Genomic DNA, 18478 nt, shown 5'->3' with positions numbered 1-18478 from the left:
CGAGGTTCTTCGTTTCAGGATCGCCGTAGTAGCGAGTGCCCCCGAGGTACCCGCAGAAGCCAATTACGGTGCCTATGACGAGAACGAACCACCAGATGACGCGGCGCCCCCTCTGTCTGCCTCGCTCAACCATTTTCGCCCGCCCCTTCGTTCGACCGTCCAGTCATCATTCCAGCCGCCGCAACCCACCACTCGCCTCAGCTTCCATCCCGTCCGCCGTCGACCCACACACCGTGGAGCGGGCGTGGTTCAGGGCGTCAAGGTGGAGCGCGCCACTGTACGAACGACCTGGACGCCATGGGCCGCGACTGCTCGGCTCTGCCTGGGTCGGCGGTGGTCGGGATGGAAGCTCCCCGCGCACGCCACAATGTGCCTGCGGTCGGCAATGGCGCCCCCTCTGCCCCGGTGCCGGCCGATCCCCCGCCGGAGGCGTCGCCTTGACCGTGACGTGCTGCACGGTGATCAACCCATCGCCCGGCCTATTCACGCATGGGCGCGCGTCGGCGTCGGCAGCGCCGAGCGGGCCGAAGGCAGGAGCGCGGGCGCAGCCAGAGCCGGAAAGCGCGCCCGGCGGAGCGGAGCGCAGCCGGACTTGAAGTCGTTTGCGCAGAATGGAAGTTCGATGCCTGGTCGGTGTGCGAATGGCAGGAAGAGGACCGGACGGATCGTCCAGGTGATGCGGGTACGGGCCTGGGTTACCGAGACTGCGCAGGGCTGCTGGCGCATGAGTGCTAGTCGGGTCTTGACTCGGCCCTCGTCCAGCCACCTCCAAGCCTCGTCGGATGCGTCGGCGTCGAGTGCCGGTGAGATCGTGTGCAGAGCCACCGCTACCCACCTGTCGGCCTGCGGCGCTGAGTACGCGTCGAAGGATCCTCGGAGCTCCGGCGCCGTTCCCGCGGCGAGGTCTTCTGTCCAGCACTCGCACCAGTAGCCCCACTGAGGCTTGGTCGTCAGCATGGATGGCCCCCTGGGCGGACGCCGGTGAAGAGTTCCGCAGTGACCGTGTGGCCGCCGTTGCTGTTGTGGACCACCACCCGGTGCGCGAGTGCGTTGACCATGCCCAGTCCTCGGCCGTGCTCCGCGTCTTGGTCCTGGTGCTCGACCTTCGGGGCCCGGCCGGTGCCTCCGTCGTCCGTGACCGACAGGGCGACCATCTGCGGGGAGATCGCGAGAGCCAGGTGGAAGCTGCCCGAGTGCCGACCGCTGGCGGTGTGCAGGATCGCGTTCGCGCTCAGTTCGCTCACGATCAGTTCGGCGTCTTCGGCCAGGGGTGAACCGCGCAGGATGTCTCTCGTCCAGCGGCGGGCCCTGCTGACCTCTTCTGGGAAACCTGGGCAAGTGAGTCCCCAGACCCGGGCGGTGCTCGTATACTCGTGCATACAAGTTCCTTCGTGCTGGTAGGCCGCCATATGTAGCGGGTTCGGGCTAGACGAGTTTGACGCCGTCGTGTGCGCGGACGGCCGGCGGGGACAATGCGTCCAGAGCGTCAATGACGCGGATCGCGTATGCCTCGTCGGCAAGGCCGGTGACTTCTTCGCGGGTGGCCCACCGCAGTGCGCGGGTCTCGTCCCCGGTGCTGGGTGTGCCGTCGGCGGCCCGGCAGCGGAAGACCAGGGAGACGATCAGACCCGTCATGTTCTTGTAGACGCCGGTGAGGGTCGCCGGAAGTGCGATCTTGATGCCGGTCTCTTCAAGGACTTCACGCTGAAGTGCTTCGGGGAGAGTTTCCTCCCGCTCGACGATGCCGCCCGGGGGCTCCCACTGGCCGTTGTCGCGCCGCTGGATCAAGAGGGCCCGGCCCTGCTCGTCGACGATGACTCCGGCAACGCTCACGGAGTGCGGACGCTCAGCAGTCACGTTCCTCGGCCCTCTCGGATGGCTAGGCTCAACCGTAGCAACAACACTTGCCCACTCGTCTAGATACCTAAAGGAGTACTCGTGACCTCTCTCCCGTCCCTGCTCGGTGGCCTGGACCCCACCAGCGATCGTGCGGTCTTCCGGCAGATCGCCGACCAGCTGCGCGAGGCCATCGACCGTGGACGATTCAAGGAAGGAGAGAAGCTTCCTTCGGAAGCGGAGCTAGTTGAGCACTACGGCGTGTCCCGCATGACCGTCCGCAACTCCTTCTCCGTCCTCCAGGGCGAGGGCCTGGTACACGCCGAGCATGGGAAGGGGGTCTTCGTCCGGCCTCGGCCGCCCGTGCGGCGCCTCGCCTCCGACCGGTTCGCCCGACGCCACCGCGAGCAGGGGAAGTCCGCGTTCATCGTCGAAGCGGACGCCGCCAGCAGTCACCCGAAAGTGGACAGCCTGGAGGTCAAGGAAGAGAAAGCCACGCAGGACATCTCCGCCCGGCTCGGGTCGGTTCGGCGTGTGCTCGCCCGGCGGCGCCGGTACCTGCTCGACGGCCGCCCCGTTGAGTTCGCCACCTCCTACCTCCCCCTCGACATCGCCCGCGGTACGCAGATCGCCGAACCCAATCCCGGCCCCGGCGGCATCTACGCCCGCCTCGAAGAACTGGGCCACCACCTCGACCACTTCGAGGAGGAGATCCGGGCCCGGATGCCCTCGCCCTCCGAGGTCAAGACGCTGCACCTCGCCTCCGGTGTGCCGGTGATCCACCTGATCCGTACCGCGTACGACACCGAGAAGCGGCCCGTGGAGGTCTGCGACACGGTCATGGCGGCGGACGCGTACGTGCTGTCCTATCAACTTCCGGCGACGTGAACGCGGGTCATCGAATGCCCGATAGAGCTTGGACCGGCGACGACCGCGAACACAACGACGAGTGCCACGAGCGCTGGTTGTCGGCGCGGAATCGAAGCACTGACCAGCCGACTTACCGGGATAAGTGGTTCGACGAGCAGTGCGGTGGCTGTCGGTTCTGGGTCGCACTGAGCGGAGAGCTGGGACGGGACTGGGGGGTCTGCACCCATCCTGGCTCGGCGTTCGATGGGCGTTGCCGCTTCGAGCATGATGGTTGCGAGCTGTTTGCCATACGTGCAGACGCTTCCTTCGGGTGACGTCGCGGAGGACCGAGCGATGCGTAAGGGCTCTTCCTCGAACTCGTACACACCAACACGCATACTCATATAGATGAGTAGGCAAGTTACGTGTCAGAGTGGTCCGCGTTCTCGGAGTCCCGGGTTCACAGATTGCCACTCGTCTATATGAGTAGATAGGAAGAAACCTTGCGCACCATCCGTGTGGAGACCTCGGCCGCGACGATCCTGCTGAGCGAGGCGCCCAAGCCTAAGGTCCGCGACCGGCAGACCGGCGAGATCGCCAAGCCTTCGCGTGGTCCGGCTACATGACGCTCGGCACGGCACGGCGACTCTCCTCACAGCGGCCGGAGTCGCGCCCCGCGTCGTGATGGAGATCCTGGGGCACTCGCAGATCAGCATCACTATGGACGTCTACACGCACGTCGTGCAGGACACCCAGCGCGAGGCCATGAGCCACATGGACCGGCTGCTGCGAAAGCGGCGGCCCGGTCGCGAGCGACCGACCCCGTTGATGTCAAAAGTGGATGTCAAAGGCCCCGGACCATGATCGGTCCGGGGCCTTTGTCCTGGTGCCCCCGGCAGGATTCGAACCTGCGACACCCGCTTTAGGAGAGCGGTGCTCTATCCCCTGAGCTACGAAGGCCGGGGCTTGTGGGGAACCTTGGAGAAATCCGGAAGGTGGATTTGCGGCGAGGATCACAAGCCCGCTGGTCGGGCGTGGTGCGACGTCCTCTGCGATGTCAACTGAGCAGACAGCGCGACGTACCAACGACCGACCAGGCACAGCTTAGCGGATGCGCAGGGGCGAAGGTCTTGTGTATCGGGGCAGCGGGCAGGCGGCGAGTTGCAGCGCTTGCGACCTGCCGTTTCTGCGGCTTGCGGTGAGTGGCCGGCCGGCGCTGAGAGGGGCGTGCCAGGGGTTGCCTGACAGGCCTGCTCCCCGTGTCTGGCCGCGAGGCCCTCGGTGTTGCCCCCGGCTTCTGGGGTCCGGCATGGGACCGCCTCGTGCTCGTGGAGGTGTAGGGCTCGGATTCAACGGCCCGCTCTGGCGTCTGGATCACCGTGTTGACGGCACAGTTGTGGCTTGAGTCGCAGGGGGCGCGGACGCCGCGTACGAGAGCAGTGGTTCGGGCTCGCTCTAGACGACTAGTCTAATCGTGTGTTACGTTTACGTCATGCCAGCTACCGCACGCAGTACCGACACCCGCCGGAGCATCCTTGATGTCGCTCAGCGGACCATGGCCCACAAGGGTTACTCCGCGGTCGGCATCAACGAGGTGCTCGCAGAGGCCGGTGTGCCGAAGGGTTCCTTCTATCACTACTTCGCCTCCAAGGACGCTTTCGGTGAAGCGCTCCTGAAGAGCTACTTCGACGAGTACCTCTCCGACATGGACCGCCTTCTCGCGCAGCCCGACACGTCGGCCGCCGAGCGGCTGATGGCGTACTGGCGGCAGTGGCAGGAGACGCAGAGCGTCGACGAGTGTCAGGGCAAGTGCCTCGCGGTGAAGCTCGGCGCCGAAGTCGCCGACCTGTCGGAGTCGATGCGGCTCGCCCTGAAGGACGGCACCGGCGGGATCGTCGACCGTATCGAGCGCATGATCGTCAGTGGGCTCGCGGACGGGTCGATCGCGGTGGACGGCGATCCCCGCGAGACGGCGCAGGCCCTGTACGACATGTGGCTCGGCGGGAGCATCATGGCCAAGATCCATCGCAGCATCGCGCCAATGGACACCGTCATGACTGTGACACGGCAGCTCCTCCACCTCTGAGTCCAGCAGTCTCACGTCGAGTGGGGAAGTGCGAGCTTCCCTTTGTCCAGTATTAGTCGACCGGTCTACTTATCTACACGGAGATAATCATGAAGGTTCTTGTTGTTCTCACCTCGCACGACCAGCTCGGCGACACCGGCCGCACGACCGGTTTCTGGCTGGAGGAACTCGCCGCTCCCTACTACCGCTTCCAGGAAGCCGGCTGGGACATCACCCTGGCCTCCCCCAAGGGCGGCAAGCCGCCCCTGGACCCCAAGAGCAACGAACCCGCCTTCCAGACCGACCTGACCCGCCGCTTCGAAACCGACCCCGACGCCACCGCCGCACTGGCCCACACCGTGCGCCTGGACACCGTCTCGGCCGACGACTACGACACCGTCTTCTACCCCGGCGGCCACGGCCCCCTGTGGGACCTCGCCGAAGACACCCACTCCGCACGCCTCATCGAAACAACCCTGCGCTCCGGCAAACCCCTGGCCCTGGTCTGCCACGCCCCCGGCGTCCTGCGCCACACCCTCAACGAAGACGGCACCCCCCTCGTCCAGGGCAAGAACGTCACCGGCTTCACCAACACCGAAGAAGAAGCAGTCGCCCTCACCGACGTCGTCCCCTTCCTCGTCGAGGACGAACTCAAAAGCCTCGGCGGCATCTACACCAAGACCGACGACTGGCAGCCCTACGTCATCCAGGACGGCCTCCTCATCACCGGCCAGAACCCCGCCTCCTCCGGCCCCGCCGCCGACACCCTCATCCAACTCGTCAGCACGGGGGCGTGAACACGCGGGCTGACATGCCCTCACGAGGCGCATGCCCACATCGCCGCATCACCTCACCACCGCATCACGCATGAACGCCTGGGCCTGGCCGGCCATCCGCACCGGCCGGGCCCAGCCGTCTGCCCGCCAGCACTGGCACCGGCACCTGAACCTCTTCGCCCTCTCCCCCTCCCCTCCCCTCCGCGAAAGAACAGGAAGCGCAATGAACGAGTCGCGCAGTTTCCAGATCATCAGCGACCTCTACACGGCCTACAAGGACGGAGATCTGGACGCTTTTTACAGGGACCTGCATCCTGAAATCGTCTGGATCGAATGCGTCGGCTTTCCCACGCCTGGAGTCTTCCGGAGCAAGGAAGAGATAGTCGACAACGTTTTCAGTGTCCTTGCGCGTGACTGGAGTCACTGGCAGTACGAGCTGAAGCACCTCTTGGACGCCGGCGAGTTCATCGTTGCCACGGGTAGTTACCAAGGGACTCACGGAAAAACGGGAAAATCTTTCACGGCACGGGCAGCGCATACGTGGCACGTAGTCGACGGAAAGATCATCCGATTCGAGCAGTTCGCCGACACTCATCCGATGCAGAGCGCAGCAACTGCATAAGGAGGGCGGATCCGTGCATCTCTTCGACGCTGATGGTGTGTGAGGGGGTGGAGGCCGGCCCTCCTGCATAGCCCCAATCCCAAGCGTTGCACCGCTACACGTGCTGCACCGCTACATGATCTGTCGCGCAGAGACCGCAGAGACCGCGGAGACCTACGAAACCGAGTTCACCGGGCAGGACCCCACCGGGCATCCTGCCCGGTACCGAACCTCCCGCATGAACCAGGCAGGCATCATGATCCGGGCTCCCCGGGGCTCCGCCCTGGAAGACGATGCCAGGTGTGAACGACGGAGGCAGATCATGGACGCGGATACGGATACGGACGCGAGTTCGCTGGACTGGGCGAGGGCCTGGATGTGCGTTACTTTCACCCGCGGTCTCGGCCCCGAGGAGGTGTTCGCCCGGTACGGAGCCGATCCGGAGCGGGCGCGTCTGCTCTCCTGGGACGCGGCTTCGGATCTGTCCGAGGACGAGTCGGGCGACGGGGTGGTCTCGCTGCTACGGGCCGGCAGGACCGGGGAATGGGCCTTCTGCGTCGAGGAGGAAGGCGGCTTCGGTTTCGCGGAAAAATCGCTCGCGAAGCTGTCTCGGGGAACTGAGACGTACAGCGTGGCGACCACCGAGGGAATCGACGTCTTCCAGTACTGGCGCGACGGCGAGTGCGTCGAGTACTTCGAGCCCGGCATGGAGCACAGCCGGTCCGAACCGCTCGGCCCCTGGTGGGACCGGGTGGAAGAGGCGCTCGCAGCGCACGAGGGAGAGGGCGCCGGGATGGCGCCAGTGGTGGCCCTCGTACTCGACCACCTCGGCATCACCCTGGACGACGCAGCCCTCGCCGGGCCCTGGCCCAGCCTGACGCTCGCCGAGGACGACGCACCAGCGGCACCGCTGGGCGATACCTACGCGGGCGAGGGGCCTGTGCCACCCGGGACCGTCCTGGATTTCGGCCCTTCACGGGGACTGTCCTGAGACGATGACCAATCCGAGGGCAAGGCCAATGCGAGGAGGGCGTGATGAAGCTCGGCTCGGCTCGTCGTGCCGCTGACACAACGCCCACGCCCACGCCCACGCTCACTGCGCAAGCCGGTCACCGGAAGCCGACCTCGCCGGGGAAGGACAACGCCCGTTGAAAAGCATCCCAAGCAGCATCCCAGGCCAAGGTGGACGCAGGTGAGCTGGGCGCGCAGGCGGTTGATCTACCGAGGTGCTTGATGGCCGTCTTCGACGACCGGACAGAAAGCGGCGGCCCGGCGTCCTCACTCCTCCGACAGAGGGGGGACGCCGGGCAGGGTCAGCGGGACGAAGTGTCCGAGACGCCCTCGACGATGAACACACGGTAATCCGCGGCTGCTTGCCGGTGGGGCAACGCCGCTTGGTAAGCGGGACTGTCGTACCACGCGCGCGCCTGTTCCACGCTCGGGAACTCGTGGATCAGGACTCCGTCGAAGGGCTCGCCCTCCAGGGTCTCGATCGCGCCGTACCCGACGACGGGGGTCACGGAGTGCCCCGAGCGGGCCCGCCGGGCCAGGGCCGAATAGGCCTCCAGCTCGGCGGAATCGGAGAGCCGCTCGCGCAGCATCACCACGTACGCGCTCATGCGCGAGCCGCGTGCACGTCGGCGACGAGTTGGATGAGGGTGTCGGCGGCGGGGCCGGAGGAGGCGGGGTTCTGGCCGGTGATGAGGAGGCCGTCCTGGATGACGTAGGGCTGCCAGTCGTCGGTCTTGGTGTAGATGCCGCCGAGGCTTTTGAGTTCGTCCTCGACGAGGAAGGGGACGATGTCGGTGAGGGCGACTGCTTCTTCTTCGGTGTTGGTGAAGCCGGTGACGTTCTTGCCCTGGACGAGGGGGGTGCCGTCTTCGTTGAGGGTGTGGCGCAGGACGCCGGGGGCGTGGCAGACCAGGGCCAGGGGCTTGCCGGAGCGCAGGGTTGTTTCGATGAGGCGTGCGGAGTGGGTGTCTTCGGCGAGGTCCCACAGGGGGCCGTGGCCGCCGGGGTAGAAGACGGTGTCGTAGTCGTCGGCCGAGACGGTGTCCAGGCGCACGGTGTGGGCCAGTGCGGCGGTGGCGTCGGGGTCGGTCTCGAAGCGGCGGGTCAGGTCGGTCTGGAAGGCGGGTTCGTTGCTCTTGGGGTCCAGGGGCGGCTTGCCGCCCTTGGGGGAGGCCAGGGTGATGTCCCAGCCGGCTTCCTGGAAGCGGTAGTAGGGGGCGGCGAGTTCCTCCAGCCAGAAACCGGTCGTGCGGCCGGTGTCGCCGAGCTGGTCGTGCGAGGTGAGAACAACAAGAACCTTCATGGCTGATTGCCCTTTCGGGGTGTGAGGGGGCGAGGGGGTGAGGGGGTGGGATGGGGATTCGAGGACCGGTTCGTTTGCGGGATTAGACCGGTCGTCTTGATGAGGGTGAAAGAGAGGTCGGCGGGACAGTCCGGCGGCGGTCGCGGTGGCGTTTCGCCGGGTCGTACCGCTGCCCGGGTGGTCGGGTCGCGCGTCAGGTCGCGCGTTGCGTCACTGTCCGAGGAAGGTCAGGAGGGCTTCGTTGACTTCGGCGGTGTGCGTGATGATCAGTCCGTGGGGCGCGCCGTCGATCTCGACGTACTGGGCGGTGGGCAGGGCCTTGGCGAAGCGGCGGCCGGTGGCGTCGATGGGGAGGGTGCGGTCGGCGGTGCCGTGGACGATCAGTGCCGGGACGTCGATCTTGGGGATGTCGGCGCGGAAGTCGGTGGGCCAGGCGAGGGGGGCGGCGGCCGAGGCGATGGCTCCGGAGCCGGCGGCGACGTTCCAGGCGTTGCGGACGGCCGCTTCGCTGACGCGGGTGCCGAGGTTCTCGTCGAGGTTGAAGAAGTCGTTGTAGAAGTCGGTGAAGAAGTCGTAGCGGTCCTTCTTCACCGCGTCGGAGACGCCCTGGAAGAAGGAGGCGGGCGCGGCACCGTCGGGGTTGTCGTCGGTGATCTCCAGGAACGGCTCCAGGGAGGCCAGGAACACGGCCTTGGCGATGCGTGCGGAGCCGTGCTTGGCCAGGTAGCGGGCGACCTCTCCGGTGCCCATCGAGAAGCCGACGAGGACCGCGTCGCGCAGGTCGAGGGTCTCCAGCACGGTGTGCAGGTCGGTCGCGAAGGTGTCGTAGTCGTAGCCGGTGGAGGGCTGGCTGGACTTGCCGAAGCCGCGTCGGTCGTAGGTGATGACCCGGTAGCCGGCGTCCAGGAGGGCCGCCGTCTGTCCGTCCCAGGAGTTGCCGTCCAAGGGGTAGCCGTGGATCAGTACGACCGGCTGGCCCGATCCCTTGTCCTCGTAGTGCAGCTCGATGTCCGTGCTGTTCTCGGTGCCGACCTTGATGCTTCCCATGGTGCTTGTCCTTTCGGGGGTGTGCGGTGCTTCTCTTGGGTTATTTCTATACGACCGGTCTACTGCAAGTCAAGCATCAAGCGTCAAGCGTCAGTCGTCGACGGTCGTCCGCGGCCAGGCGAAGAAGGTCGCCGTCAGGGAGATGACCGCCAGCGCGGACCCGGCGACCAGCACGGTGGCCGGGTTCCAGAAGCTGCTCAGTGCCTGTACGAGGACGGGGGCGGCGAACCCGACGTAGGTGAGGCCGTAGAAGATCGCGATCACTGTGGCCACGTCCTGCGGGGGGACGAGCGACTCCACCAGCCGCAGACCGCTCACCAGGAGCAGCCCGTAGGCCGAACCCAGGATGACGGCGGTGGCGACCAGGAGGACGAGCGAGCCGGTCGCGACGGTCAGGGCCGCGACGAGCATGCCGACGATCGCAGCTGCCATACCCGCACGGAACGGTGTCGCCGGTGAGCGTTCTGCCAGAGTGCGCGCCAGCGGCTGGATCATGATGCCGGTGCCCAGCGTGACGGCGGCGACGGTGCCGCTGCCGACAGGGCCGTAATGCCCCAACGGCACCAGGACGGGGAGCGCCGCGAGCGCCACGGTTGCGGCTCCGAAGACCCACGGAGCCGTCGGCAGCACCGCGGTCAGGAAGACCCGGCTGGTCAGCGCCGCCCTCAGCCCACCGCGTGCCGTGTCTGCCGTGCCTGCAGTGCCTGCCCTGCCTGTGGTGCCTGCCCTGCCTGTGGTGCCTGCTGCGTCGGCCGTGCCCGTGCCCGTGCCGGTTGCGTCGGTCGCCGTGCCGCGACGGCTGACCGGTCCGACGTGTGGCCGGGCCGTCTCGGGAGCTCTCCAAACGGCCGGCACCGTCAGCGCGACGAGTGCGATGTGTACGAGGTAGGCCGCGGTCTCCGGTGAAGGGAACCACTGGACGATGATCCCGGACACGAACGGGCCGGCCGCGAAACCTGCCGTCAGCGCGACTGCCGAGCGCCGCGCTCCCGCTCCTGCTGCCCGCCCCGCGTCGGAAAGTTCCTTGATCCATGCCGTGCCGGGCCCGAACGCCGAACCGGCGCTGACTCCGACGATGATCCGGCCTGCGAGGATCGTCCCGAATGCTCCGCCCGAGAAGAGGATCACCACCGACCCGAGCGCGGAGAGCAGCAGGGCCGCGAGGAGCACCCGTCGCCGACCGAGGCGGTCGGAGACCTTCGCCATGATCAGCAGGGCCGGGACGAGCCCGAGGGCGTACGACCCGAACAGGCCGTTGACCTGGAGTCCGCTCAACTGTCCGCGGTAGATCTGCAACAGGGCCGCGAACATGTTCGCCCCCCATCCCACGACGAGGATCGCGGCGGCGGGCCGTACCCAGGCGTTGCCCGTGATCGCCGCTGGAGCGTGTGCCGTCGCGGCCGGCTCTCCGTCCCGGCGCGGCCGTGCGGGGCCGCTGTCGCGAACCCTGTCATGCCGGAGGCCGAGGTGCGGTGCGTGCGCGAGGGTCTGTTGTCGAGTTCCCATGAGCTCGACAGTACGGCATATTAGACCGGTCGTATAGAGGGTTTCCGATGTGCGTGGTGGCTTGAGGCCGAAGGTCTGGCGTTCGCCCTGGACTCGCCTTTCTTTTAAGTTCGACGAACATCGATGTATTCTGCTGCGCAGACAGCCGCTCCGTGCGGCTCAAGGAGGCCTCGATGGACTTTCTGGTACGTATCGATGTGCGCCGCGCCTATGACCTTCCGGTCGCCGAACGCACCGATCTGATCGAACGGGAGCAGGCGCGGGGGCGTGAGCTGCACGCCGAGGGTGTGCTGCGGAACATCTGGCGCGTGCCCGGCACGCGCTCCAACGTCGGTATCTGGTCGGTCGCGGATGCCGACGCCCTGGAGGACGCGCTGACCAGCCTGCCGATCCGGCCCTATGCGGAGATCGAGGTGACCGCACTGGCCACGCTCGCGATGGTGAAGGAGGACCCTGGCGCCTGGGTGTGACCGCGGCCCTGTCTCCCCGGGAAGGGGCCGCCCGAGGTCCGTTCTCCTCCGGCGCCCCTCACCGCCAGTCCGGTGCCCCCGGCGACCGGGGAAGCGTGTTCTCGATCTTCGCTCGGATCTCGTGCATGACCGCGATCACCCGTGCCTCGTGTGAGCCGGTGAGGCGCGTCACCGGGACCGAGCAGCTGATGGCGTCCGTGGGCGGGGAGCCGTAGCGCAGGGCGAAGCCGAAGCCCGCGATGCCCGTCACCGTCTCCTCGCGGTCGATCGAGTGGCCGCGGGCCCGTACGTCCGCCAGGTCGCCGAGCAGTGCGCCCCGGGTGGTGTGCGTGTTTTCGGTGAGGGCCGGCAACGGATCGTCCGGCAGCGGGAGTTCGGCGTCCGGACGTTCCGCCAGCAGCGCCTTGCCCAGTGCGCCCGCATGGGCCGGGATCCGGCGGCCGACCCTGCTGATCGTCCGCAGGTACTCGTGGGACTCGCGCGTCGCGAGGTAGACGACGTCCGGGCCGTCCAGCCGTGCCAGGTGGATCGTCTCGCCGAGCGCGTCCGAGGCCTCGTCGAGGTAGGGGCGTACGACCCGGACGTGCGGGTCGCTGTCGAGGTAGCTCGTGCCCGTGAGCAGGGCGTGGATCCCGATGCCGTACAGGGACCCCGTCGTGTCGGAGCGTACCCAGCCGCAGTCGATGAGGGTCTGGAGCAGCTGGTACATGCTGCTGCGCGGTACGCCGAGCTCCTCGGCCAGTTCGTCCAGGCGGGCCGGACGGTCGCCGCGGGCGGCGAGCAGTTCCAGCAGGGCGACCGTGCGGGCCGCCGACTTCACCCCACGGACCCCGCCGGTGCCACGGACCCCGCCGGTTTCACTGACGCCACCGGTTCCACGGACCCCACCGGCTGCGCCGACTCCACCAGTTGTACCGACTCCACCGGCTGTACCGACTCCACCAGCTGTACCGATCCCACCGGCCCCACGGACTCCGCGGCCCCCGCTGCTCTCCGCCATGGCCTCATCGTAAATCCGTGCTGTCGCACCCATTGACCACTCCGGTTCACCGACCTAATCTCCGTTCTCATACATATACGCCATCTGCATATAGAGATGAGAGTCACGAGATGCGGTACAGCGCGGAGATCGAAGCCGTGGTCCAGCGACTGCGCGACGGTATGGCGGGCGGGGTGCTCGCCTTCCCCCTCACCAGCTTCGGCGACGACGGCGGTCTCGACCTGGAGTCCTACCGGGCCTGCCTGACCGCCCAGTTGGCCACCGGGGGCGACGGTGCCGCCCCCGCGGCCGGCGCCCCCGGTGCCGTCTTCCCCGCCTGCGGCACCGGCGAGTTCTTCTCGCTGGACGAGGACGAGTACCGCGCGGTCGTCCGGGCCACCGTCGAGATCGCCGACGGCCGCCTGCCCGTCGTCGCCGGCATCGGCTACGGCTGGGCGCAGGCCCTGCGGTTCGCGCGGATCGCCGAGGAGGCCGGCGCGGACGCCCTCCTCGTACTGCCGCACTACCTCGTCGACGCTCCGCAGGACGGCCTGGTCGAGCAGCTGCGCCGGATCGCCGCCGGGACCCGGCTGCCGCTGATCGCGTACCAGCGCGGGCAGGTCGCCTTCACCGCCGGCAGCCTGCGGCGCATCGCGGAGATCCCCACGGTCGTCGGCCTGAAGGACGGGCACAGCGACCTCGACCGGCTGCAGCGGCTCACGCTCGCCGCCCCCGACGGCTTCCTCTTCTTCAACGGTGCCTCCACCGCCGAGATCCAGGCCCGCGCGTACGCCACCGTCGGCGTCCCCGCCTACTCGTCGGCCGTCCACGCCTTCGCCCCCGAGATCGCCGGCGCCTTCTTCACCGCCCTGCGCGCCGGTGACGAGGCCACGCTCACCGAGCTCCTGCGCGACTTCTACGTCCCGCTGGTCGAGCTGCGCGACCGCGTCCCGGGGTACGCCGTCTCGCTCGTCAAGGCCGCCGCCCGGCTGCGGGGCCTGCCCGTCGGCCTCGTACGGGCCCCGCTCACCGAACCCGGCGACGCGGACCTCGCCGAGCTGGAGGCGATCCTCGACGTCGGCCTCGCCCTCGTCGGAGCGCCCCGCCGACGCCCCACCGGCTGACCTGCGGCCCGCCCCGTACCGCCCGCCGTAACACCCGGCCTACCGCCTGGCCCACCGTCCCGCCCACCGCCCGGTCCACCGTCCCGCCTCCTGCTCGGCGTACCGCCCGACACATCACCCACGGCCAGTTCAAAGGGGAACTGCATGCCTCTGCTCGTAGTCGGGATCAGCGTCCTCGTGCTGCTGTTCCTGATGACCCGGACGAAACTCAACGGCTTCGTCGCGCTCCTGCTCGTGGCGGTGGGTGTCGCCCTGGTCCAGGGCATTCCGGTGGCCGACATCCCGGACGTCCTCTCGGACGGCATCGGGGACCAGATCGGCGACACGATGCTCGTCATCGGACTCGGTGCCATGGTCGGCCGGGTGATGGGCGACTCCGGCGCCGCCCAGCGCATAGCCGGCAGGCTGCTGGACGCCTTCGGGCCGCGCTGGGTCCAGGTCGCCATGGTGGTCACGTCCATGCTCATCGGCGTGACCATGTTCTACGAGGTCGCGTTCATCATCATCGTGCCCATCGCGTTCACCCTCGTCAGGGTCACCGGCGCGAAGCTGCTGTGGGTCGGCCTGCCGATGTCGATCGCGCTGTCCACGATGCACAGCTTCCTGCCGCCGCACCCCGGCCCCACCGCCGTGGCCGCCACCTTCCACGCCTCCGTCGGACACACCCTGTTCTACGGCCTGTTCATCGCCGTCCCGGTGGGCGCGTTCATCGCGCTGCTGTGGCCGCGACTGCCGTTCATCCGGGCCATGGACCCGTCCATCCCCAAGGGCCTGGTCAGCGACCGTGAGTTCGAGGACGGGGAGATGCCGGGCCTCGGCTGGTCGCTGTCCGTGGCGCTCTTCCCCGTCGTACTCATCGCGGGCGCCGCGGTGGTCGACATGGCCACCTCCGGCGACAGCCCGTTCCTGCACTTCGTCGCCTTCATCGGCTCCGCGCCGATCGCTCTGATGCTGACGCTGCTCATCGCGATCTGGGCCTTCGGGCCGCGCATCGGCCGCAGCCTCGCCGACGTCAACGCCTCCTGCACCTCCGCGGCCCGGTCCATGGCGATGATCCTGCTCGTGATCGGCGCGGGCGGCGCCTTCAAGAACGTCCTCGTCGAGGGCGGCATCTCCGACTACATCGCGGACGCCACCGACAGCTGGTCCGTCTCGCCGATCGTCCTGGCGTGGCTCATCGCGGTCATCCTGCGGGTCGCGCTCGGCTCGGCGACCGTCGCCGTCGTCACCGCGTCCGGCGTGGTGCTGCCGCTCCTCGCGGGCAGCGGGGTGCACGCCGAGATCATGGTGCTCGCCGTGTCCTGCGGCTCGATCGCCTTCTCACACGTCAACGACCCGGGATTCTGGCTGTTCAAGGAGTACTTCAACCTCTCGGTCGTCGAAGCGATCAAGGTGCGTACGACCTATACGACGGTGCTGGCGGTCCTCGGCCTGGGCGGCGTGCTGACGATGGAGTGGACGCTCGACGTCCTCGGCCTGTGAGGCACCGACCAGCGGCCCCCGGCCCCGCTTCCGGACCCCGCTTCTCCGACTCCGCTCCCCGACAGCCCCGACAGCCCCGACATCTGCGACACCTCCTCAGTCACTCAGTCACTCAGTCACTCAGTCACTCAGCTACTCAGCCAAGGACCCCGATACGCATGAGCCAGCCGACCGTCACCGAGTTCGCCGTCTACCCCGTCGCCGGCCGCGACTGCATGGAGCTGAACCTCTCCGGCGCGCACGGCCCCTACTTCACCCGCAACATCGTGGTCCTCAAGGACTCCGAGGGCCGTACGGGACTCGGGGAGGTGCCCGGCGGCGAGAAGATCACCCGGACCCTGCGGGACGCCGAGTCCCTGGTCGTCGGCGCGAAGGTGGGCGACTACAAGCGGGTCCTGCGCGCGATCGGGGACCGCTTCGCCGACCGTGACTCCGGTGGCCGCGGCGCCCAGACCTTCGACCTGCGCACCACCGTGCACGCCGTCACGGCCGTCGAGTCCGGGCTGCTCGATCTCCTCGGCCAGCACCTGGACGTACCGGTCGCCGCGCTCCTCGGGGACGGCCAACAGCGTTCGTCGGTACGGGTGCTGGGCTACCTCTTCTACGTCGGTGACCCCGGCCGCACCGATCTCGAGTACGTCCGCGAGAGCGACTCGGACGTCGACTGGTACCGCGTCCGGCACGAGGAGGCGCTGACGCCGGAGGCGATCGTCCGGCAGGCCGAGACCGCGTACGACCTCTACGGCTTCCGGGACTTCAAGCTCAAGGGCGGTGTCCTGGCGGGTGCGGAGGAGGTCGAGGCCGTACGGGCGCTCAAGGACCGTTTTCCGCAGGCGCGGGTCACGCTGGACCCGAACGGGGCGTGGTCGCTGCGTGAGGCGGTCGAGCTGTGCCGGCCGCTGGTCGGGACGCTCGCCTATGCCGAGGATCCCTGCGGGGCGGAGGGCGGGTACTCGGGGCGGGAGGTCCTGGCGGAGTTCCGGCGGGCGACCGGGTTGCCGACGGCCACCAACATGATCGCCACGGACTGGCGTCAGATGACGCACGCGCTGGCCCTCCAGTCGGTGTCCATCCCGTTGGCGGACCCGCACTTCTGGACGATGCAGGGGTCCGTGCGGGTGGCTCAGCTGTGCAACGCGATGGGGCTGACCTGGGGGTGCCACTCCAACAACCACTTCGACATCTCGCTGGCGATGGTCACGCACTGCGGGGCGGCGGCGCCGGGGGAGTACAACGCGCTGGACACGCACTGGATCTGGCAGGAGGGGCTGGAGCGGCTCACCGTGCGGCCGCCGCGGATCGTGGACGGGGAGGTCGCGGTGCCGGACGCGGCCGGGCTCGGCGTGGAGCTGGACATGGAACGGTTGCTCGCGGCGCACGAGTTGTATGTGATGAAGGGGCTGGGGGCGCGGGACGACGCGGCGGGGATGCGGTATCTGGTGCCGGGGTGGGAGTTCGACGCGAAGCGGCCCTGCATGGTGCGGTAGGAGTTCGCGGGTCGTCGCAGGTCGTCGTGCGTCCGCGGGCCGGCGGGGGCTGGTCGCGCAGTTCCCCGCGCCCCTGGGAAACGGGTCCGCCGTTCGGTGCGGGTGGTGGGGGTCAGGTGAGTGGGGGGCGGGTGAAGCGGCCCGCCACGCGGAGGTCCGCCTCGATCGCTCCGGCCGTCGCCGACAGGTGCGGCAGGACCTCCGAGACGCACTGCCCGACCGTCCGCCGCGAGCTGTGCATCGCCACGTTCACGGCGGCCACGACCTTCCCCGTACGGTCCCGCACCGGGACCGCGACCGACCGCAGCCCCTCCTCCAGCTCGCCGTCGACCAGCGCGTACCCGGCCTCCCGTACGTGGTCCAGGACGGCCGCGAGGGCCGCCGGGTCCGTGACCGTGTGCGGGGTCAGCGCGCGCAGGCCGGTCAGGAACGGGCCCCGCCCGGCCGGCGGCAGACCGGCCACCATCACCCGTCCCAGCGAGGTCGCGTACGCGGGCAGCCGGGTGCCGACCGTGATGTTGACGCTCATGATGCGGCTGGTGGCGGCACGCGCCGTGTACTGGATCTCGTCGCCCGCCAGGACCGCGAGCGACGCGGAGTCGTGCAGCCGGTTCGCGAGGTCGGCGAGGTGCGGGGCCGCGATCTGCGCCAGCGTCGTACGGGACAGGGGCGGGAAGCCGAGGGCCAGGACCCGGGGCGTGAGGCGGAAGGTCCGGCCGTGGGCCGTGACCTGGCCCAGGTGTTCCAGGGTGATCAGCGCACGCCGGGCCGTCGCCCGCGCGAGGCCCGTCGCCTGCGCCACCTCGGTGAGCGTCAGTTCGGCCCGCCCCTCCCCGAACGCCGTGATCACGGTCAGCCCGCGGGCCAGCGACTCGATGAACCCCCGGCCCAGTTCCTGCTTCGAGGCGCCGGTCCAGGTGGCGAGCCCGGCGGGGGCGGGGACAGGGGCAGGGGCGGCGGGCGGTTCGGCGGAGGGCTCGCGCAGGTCCCGTTCCGCGGCGCGTACGTCGCGTTCCATGGCGCGTACGGTCGCCCGCAGCCGGGGCAGCATGGTGTCGCGAAGGGAGTCCGCGGTGTGCCGGCTGGTGTGGCTCACCACGCTCACCACGCAGGCGATGCGCCCGTCCCCGTCCCGTACGGGCACCGAGACGGCGACCAGGCCCGGTTCGATCAGCTGGTCGTCCAGGGCCCAGCCCCGCTCGTCCGCCCGGCGGGTGCGTTCCTCGAACGTCCCGGTCCTCTCGGACGTGTCGGTCCTCTCGAACGTCCCGGATGTCGTGGACTCCGCTGCCGGCGCGCGGTGTTCGCGTGGGGGAATCGCCGGGAACCCGTGGTCCTGCGGGTCCGCGGTACGGCGCTCCCGCCAGCGTGTCCAGTCCTCGGGGGTCCACTCGGTCGCGAACAGCGGCCCGGGGGCGGTGCGTTCGGCCGGCAGCAGGTCGCCGATGCGGAAGCTCAGCGACATCGCGCGGCGCCGGGTGGCCTGGTGGATGAAGCGGATGCCGTCGCGGTCGGCGACCGCGAGCGACACCGACTCGTCCAGTTCGTCGGCGAGCGCGTCGGCGCGGGTGTCCAGCAGGCGGGGGAGCCGGAGGGCGGACAGGTAGGCGTTGCCGAGTTCCATCAGCCGGGGGGCGAGTACGGCGTCGCGGCCGTCCAGACGCAGGTAGCCCATGCGGGCCAGGGTCGCGGCGATGCGGTCCACGGTGGAGCGGGCGAGGCCGGTCGTCCTCTCCAGGGAGCTGAGGCTCTGCGTGCCGCCGGCCTCGGTGAGGCGGTGCAGGACGGTGATGCCGCGCATCAGGGGGGTCACGGCCTCGTCGGGAACGGGGGCGACCGCGTCGGGCCGGGCGGGCGGTGTGAGGCGGGTCGGTGGCATGGCTCCCCAATACGGTGTGCGTTCACGGTAATGCTCCGCAGGTGGGGAGTCGGTCGTGGGCCG

At 68.9% G+C, this 18478-nt stretch carries 18 protein-coding genes, 1 tRNA gene and 2 pseudogenes; 11 read left to right on the top strand and 10 right to left on the bottom strand.

Annotated features, from left to right (window positions below; translation table 11 throughout):
* Nucleotides 1–591: 591 nt before the first annotated feature.
* The 3 genes and pseudogenes from QFZ75_RS16360 to QFZ75_RS16350 all read right to left on the bottom strand — a co-directional run.
* Nucleotides 592–957, bottom strand: a pseudogene (locus tag QFZ75_RS16360) (hypothetical protein); the annotation flags it as partial.
* Nucleotides 951–1379, bottom strand: a complete 429-nt coding sequence (locus tag QFZ75_RS16355) for an ATP-binding protein (RefSeq protein ID WP_307537687.1) — start codon at nucleotides 1377–1379, stop codon at nucleotides 951–953. The gene QFZ75_RS16355 and the pseudogene QFZ75_RS16360, both read right to left, overlap by 7 nt.
* Nucleotides 1380–1425: 46 nt before the next feature.
* Entirely contained in the window at nucleotides 1426–1833 is a 408-nt protein-coding gene (locus QFZ75_RS16350; protein ID WP_307537686.1) for an NUDIX hydrolase, read from the bottom strand.
* Nucleotides 1834–1938: 105 nt separating this feature from the next.
* Here QFZ75_RS16350 and QFZ75_RS16345 point away from each other — a divergent pair, with 105 nt between their 5' ends.
* The 3 genes and pseudogenes from QFZ75_RS16345 to QFZ75_RS16335 form a co-directional block, all read left to right on the top strand.
* Nucleotides 1939–2724, top strand: coding sequence for a GntR family transcriptional regulator (locus QFZ75_RS16345; RefSeq protein WP_307537684.1), 786 nt, complete (start codon nucleotides 1939–1941; stop codon nucleotides 2722–2724).
* Between the two features lie 14 nt (nucleotides 2725–2738).
* Nucleotides 2739–3020: a DUF3027 domain-containing protein gene (locus QFZ75_RS16340; protein WP_307544537.1), complete on the top strand. Its 282-nt coding sequence runs from the start codon at nucleotides 2739–2741 to the stop codon at nucleotides 3018–3020.
* 247 nt (nucleotides 3021–3267) lie between these two features.
* Nucleotides 3268–3549 (top strand): annotated as a pseudogene (locus QFZ75_RS16335) (tyrosine-type recombinase/integrase); the annotation flags it as partial.
* Nucleotides 3550–3569: 20 nt separating this feature from the next.
* Here the strand turns inward: QFZ75_RS16335 and QFZ75_RS16330 are convergent.
* Nucleotides 3570–3645: transfer RNA gene (locus tag QFZ75_RS16330), tRNA-Arg, on the bottom strand.
* Between the two features lie 532 nt (nucleotides 3646–4177).
* Between QFZ75_RS16330 and QFZ75_RS16325 the strand changes: the two genes are divergently transcribed.
* The 4 genes from QFZ75_RS16325 (at nucleotide 4178) to QFZ75_RS16310 (ending at nucleotide 7118) form a co-directional block, all read left to right on the top strand.
* Nucleotides 4178–4771, top strand: coding sequence for a TetR/AcrR family transcriptional regulator (locus QFZ75_RS16325; protein ID WP_307537682.1), 594 nt, complete (start codon nucleotides 4178–4180; stop codon nucleotides 4769–4771).
* 89 nt (nucleotides 4772–4860) lie between these two features.
* Nucleotides 4861–5547, top strand: coding sequence for a type 1 glutamine amidotransferase domain-containing protein (locus QFZ75_RS16320; RefSeq protein ID WP_307537680.1), 687 nt, complete (start codon nucleotides 4861–4863; stop codon nucleotides 5545–5547).
* Between the two features lie 70 nt (nucleotides 5548–5617).
* Entirely contained in the window at nucleotides 5618–6148 is a 531-nt protein-coding gene (locus QFZ75_RS16315) for a nuclear transport factor 2 family protein (protein ID WP_307537679.1), read from the top strand.
* A 301-nt stretch (nucleotides 6149–6449) separates the two neighbouring features.
* Entirely contained in the window at nucleotides 6450–7118 is a 669-nt protein-coding gene (locus tag QFZ75_RS16310) for a DUF6461 domain-containing protein (RefSeq protein WP_307537677.1), read from the top strand.
* 322 nt (nucleotides 7119–7440) lie between these two features.
* Here QFZ75_RS16310 and QFZ75_RS16305 read toward each other — a convergent pair whose 3' ends face one another.
* The 4 genes from QFZ75_RS16305 to QFZ75_RS16290 form a co-directional block, all read right to left on the bottom strand.
* Complete coding sequence (locus QFZ75_RS16305) at nucleotides 7441–7746, bottom strand: DUF1330 domain-containing protein (protein ID WP_307537675.1); 306 nt, start codon at nucleotides 7744–7746, stop codon at nucleotides 7441–7443.
* Nucleotides 7743–8441 (bottom strand): type 1 glutamine amidotransferase domain-containing protein, encoded by a 699-nt coding sequence (locus QFZ75_RS16300; RefSeq protein WP_307537673.1) that lies wholly within the window; start codon nucleotides 8439–8441, stop codon nucleotides 7743–7745. Before QFZ75_RS16300 ends, QFZ75_RS16305 begins: the two co-directional genes overlap by 4 nt.
* A 210-nt stretch (nucleotides 8442–8651) precedes the next feature.
* Complete coding sequence (locus QFZ75_RS16295; protein ID WP_307537671.1) at nucleotides 8652–9488, bottom strand: alpha/beta fold hydrolase; 837 nt, start codon at nucleotides 9486–9488, stop codon at nucleotides 8652–8654.
* Nucleotides 9489–9578: 90 nt separating this feature from the next.
* Nucleotides 9579–10994: an MFS transporter gene (locus QFZ75_RS16290; RefSeq protein WP_307537670.1), complete on the bottom strand. Its 1416-nt coding sequence runs from the start codon at nucleotides 10992–10994 to the stop codon at nucleotides 9579–9581.
* Nucleotides 10995–11167: 173 nt separating this feature from the next.
* Between QFZ75_RS16290 and QFZ75_RS16285 the strand changes: the two genes are divergently transcribed.
* Nucleotides 11168–11464, top strand: coding sequence for a muconolactone Delta-isomerase family protein (locus tag QFZ75_RS16285; protein WP_307537669.1), 297 nt, complete (start codon nucleotides 11168–11170; stop codon nucleotides 11462–11464).
* Nucleotides 11465–11522: 58 nt separating this feature from the next.
* Here the strand turns inward: QFZ75_RS16285 and QFZ75_RS16280 are convergent, their stop codons facing one another.
* Nucleotides 11523–12284, bottom strand: a complete 762-nt coding sequence (locus QFZ75_RS16280; protein WP_307537667.1) for an IclR family transcriptional regulator — start codon at nucleotides 12282–12284, stop codon at nucleotides 11523–11525.
* A 290-nt stretch (nucleotides 12285–12574) separates the two neighbouring features.
* Here QFZ75_RS16280 and QFZ75_RS16275 point away from each other — a divergent pair, with 290 nt between their 5' ends.
* The 3 genes from QFZ75_RS16275 to QFZ75_RS16265 all read left to right on the top strand — a co-directional run bounded on the left by QFZ75_RS16275 (nucleotide 12575) and on the right by QFZ75_RS16265 (nucleotide 16536).
* On the top strand, nucleotides 12575–13567 hold the full coding sequence (locus tag QFZ75_RS16275) for a 5-dehydro-4-deoxyglucarate dehydratase (protein ID WP_307537665.1): 993 nt from the start codon (nucleotides 12575–12577) through the stop codon (nucleotides 13565–13567).
* A 144-nt stretch (nucleotides 13568–13711) separates the two neighbouring features.
* The gene (locus tag QFZ75_RS16270) at nucleotides 13712–15049 is read left to right on the top strand and encodes a gluconate:H+ symporter (RefSeq protein WP_307537663.1); all 1338 of its coding nucleotides are present in this window, start codon (nucleotides 13712–13714) and stop codon (nucleotides 15047–15049) included.
* Between the two features lie 158 nt (nucleotides 15050–15207).
* Nucleotides 15208–16536, top strand: a complete 1329-nt coding sequence (locus QFZ75_RS16265) for an enolase C-terminal domain-like protein (protein WP_307537661.1) — start codon at nucleotides 15208–15210, stop codon at nucleotides 16534–16536.
* A 112-nt stretch (nucleotides 16537–16648) separates the two neighbouring features.
* Here the strand turns inward: QFZ75_RS16265 and QFZ75_RS16260 are convergent, their stop codons facing one another.
* Nucleotides 16649–18415, bottom strand: a complete 1767-nt coding sequence (locus QFZ75_RS16260) for an IclR family transcriptional regulator C-terminal domain-containing protein (protein WP_307537660.1) — start codon at nucleotides 18413–18415, stop codon at nucleotides 16649–16651.
* Nucleotides 18416–18478 lie beyond the last annotated feature (63 nt).

This window comes from Streptomyces sp. V3I8 (assembly GCF_030817535.1).
GTDB lineage: Bacteria > Actinomycetota > Actinomycetes > Streptomycetales > Streptomycetaceae > Streptomyces.
Note: the sequence above shows the minus strand (reverse complement) of the source record. Positions and strands in the feature narration are given on the sequence as shown.